A 2,339-nucleotide genomic window follows, 5' to 3' on the forward strand; every position below is an offset into this window, starting at 1 on the left:
TTCAAGGCGCAACTCGCGCAGGGCACGGAAGATTGCCGTGCGCACGCTGACGTCGGCGTGGGTGGCCCATGGCAATAACAGCCGGCCCGCCTGCGTCGTCTTGAGTACGCTCAAGCTCTGGGCGGCGGCATCACGTACCGACGCTTCAGTGTCGGTCAGCGCCTGGCACAGCGCCTCGACCACTGCGTCTTCTTCCCACGCCTCCAGCAGGCTGGCAGCCTGGGCGCGCACGTCGGTGGCCGGGTCGTGGCGCAGGCTGTCCACCAGCCACACCAGGCCGTCGGGGTCTTCCAGGTCAGCCAGGTCAATCAGGGCGATCCGGCGCATGCCGGCATCCGGCGCTTGTAGCCGGGGGCGCAGGGCTTGGATGTCGGGGTTTTCGGTTTCATAGGTCATATGGCAAATCGCGGTCTTGGGTGATCGTTAGGTAGCCCGAGCGGGTTCAGCCGTGGTAACTGGCGACCATCTTCGTGGTGCAGCAGTTCCAGGCAATGGCGCTTGAGGTGGGTAAATTCCGGCGAGGTCATCAGTTCGGTGCTGCGCGGCCTTGGAAAAGTCAGCTGGAAATCCTCGATGATGCGCCCGGGGCGCGGGCTCATCACCAGGATGCGGTCGGCCAGGAACAGCGCTTCGTCGATGTCATGGGTGACAAACACCACGGTGGTGCGGATGCGCGTCCAGATGTCCAGCAGCAAGGCCTGCATCTTCATGCGGGTCAGGGCATCCAGCGCGCCGAACGGCTCATCCATCAACAGCAGGCCGGGACGATTGATCAATACCCGGGCAATTTCCACCCGCTGCTGCATGCCACCCGACAGCTGGTTGGGCCAGCGCTCGGCAAAACCTTCCAGGCCCACCAGGTGAAGGATCTCATCGGCGGCGGCCAGGCGCTCGGCCTTGCCTACGCCGCGCATCTTCAGGCCGAAGGCGACGTTTTCGCGCACGCTCATGTGGGGGAACAGCGCATAGCTCTGGAACACCACGCCCAGGCCGCGGCTGGCGGGTTTGGCGTGGGTGATGTCGCGACCGTCGAGGACGATCTGGCCACCGGTGACGTCGACGAAGCCGGCGATCATTTGCAAGGTGGTGGTCTTGCCGCAGCCCGAGGGGCCAAGCAGGGACACGAATTCGCCTTTTTCCACCGCAAGATCAGTGGCGACCACCGCGTCGACGGCGCCGTAGCGTTTGCTCAAGGCGTTGAGTTGGAGAAAAGCCATGTCTGCGTTCCACCTTTTTGAGTCGCGTCGAAACGCGCTTTTTTGTTTTGGGCAGATGCGAAAAGGGTATTGCGGGTGCGTTGGCGCTCGATCTTGAGTCGGCTGCCGTTAGTTGTTCATTTCGCCCCTGTGGACGCAGATTAGGGCGAAAGACTAGGATGGAGGAAGATGGAATTTCACTGGATAGAGTACTTTTTTCAGTTTCATTCACTGACCAGAATTTAGTGTGAGATATCGGCTTATGTATTCCACTGAACGGAATGAAAGTGTCAAGGAAGTCGGCGCCGGTGGCGTCTCCCGGTTGTTTGCATTACTGCGCATCCTCGGCGCGGCGCCGGACGGTGGTGAACGGGTGACGCAACTGGCGCAGCAGGTGGGGCTGTCGCAACCCACCACCCACCGACTGCTGCGCAGCCTGATGGACGAGGGCATGGTGGAGCAGGATGCGCGCAGCAAGCGCTATCGGCTGAGCCTGGAGTTCTTTGCCCTGGCGGCGAATGCGGGCAACACCGGCAACCTGCGGGACCTGGTGCGGCCGAGCATGTTGCGCCTCAGTGCATCCTTGGGGGATTCATTGTTCCTGCTGGCGCGCAGCGGGTTTGATGCGATCTGCCTGGACCGCAGTGAGGGGCCGTATCCGATCCGTACCTTTACCGGTGATATCGGCGGCCGCGTGGCGCTGGGCGTGGGGCAGGGCAGCCTGGCGATTTTGGCGTTTTTGCCGGAGGAAGAGCGCGAGACGGTGATTCGCTACAACTTGCCGCGGCTCAAGGATTTTCACCTGTACGACGAGGTGTTTTTGCGTTCGGAGGTGGAGAGTGTGCGGCGGTTGGGGTATGCGGCGCGCAATACCGGGGTGCTGGAAGGCATGGCCGGGTTGGCGGTGCCGATCCTGGATCGCAATGGGCATGCGGTGGCGGCGTTGAGTGTGGCGACCATCAGCGACCGCCTGGGGCCGGGGCGGTTGCCGACGGTGGTGGAGTTGTTGAAGCGCGAGGCGGCGGCGATCGGGCCGAAGATCAATCCGTTTGACCCGACGTTGCGCCGGCCTTCGCAGATCTTCGGTGGGTAGGTAATACCAGTAACGACACAGATCAAATGTGGGAGCGGGGGGGGGGGGGG

General features: G+C 62.7%; 3 protein-coding genes. 1 reads left to right on the forward strand and 2 read right to left on the reverse strand.

Translation table 11 applies throughout. The features are described 5' to 3' along the window. On the reverse strand, positions 1 to 396 hold a 396-nt coding region (locus HX846_RS19170), incomplete at its 3' end, for a HEAT repeat domain-containing protein (protein ID WP_178965907.1). Continuing rightward, complete coding sequence (locus HX846_RS19175; protein WP_178965908.1) at positions 393 to 1,217, reverse strand: ABC transporter ATP-binding protein; 825 nt, start codon at positions 1,215 to 1,217, stop codon at positions 393 to 395. The genes HX846_RS19170 and HX846_RS19175, both read right to left, overlap by 4 nt. 241 nt (positions 1,218 to 1,458) lie before the next feature. On the opposite strand from HX846_RS19175, the gene HX846_RS19180 reads away from it, so the two are divergent. Then, on the forward strand, positions 1,459 to 2,289 hold the full coding sequence (locus tag HX846_RS19180; RefSeq protein WP_178965909.1) for an IclR family transcriptional regulator: 831 nt from the start codon (positions 1,459 to 1,461) through the stop codon (positions 2,287 to 2,289). Positions 2,290 to 2,339: the final 50 nt, after the last annotated feature.

It is taken from the genome of Pseudomonas sp. K5002 (assembly GCF_013386655.1).
In the GTDB taxonomy this organism is placed as follows: Bacteria; Pseudomonadota; Gammaproteobacteria; order Pseudomonadales; family Pseudomonadaceae; genus Aquipseudomonas.

What these genes read in the sequence shown, in the direction of transcription:
- HX846_RS19175 (WP_178965908.1), bottom strand. Translation starts at nt 1,217, where the DNA reads ATGGCTTTTCTCCAACTCAACGCCTTGAGCAAACGCTACGGCGCCGTC.
- HX846_RS19180 (WP_178965909.1), top strand. Translation starts at nt 1,459, where the DNA reads ATGTATTCCACTGAACGGAATGAAAGTGTCAAGGAAGTCGGCGCCGGT.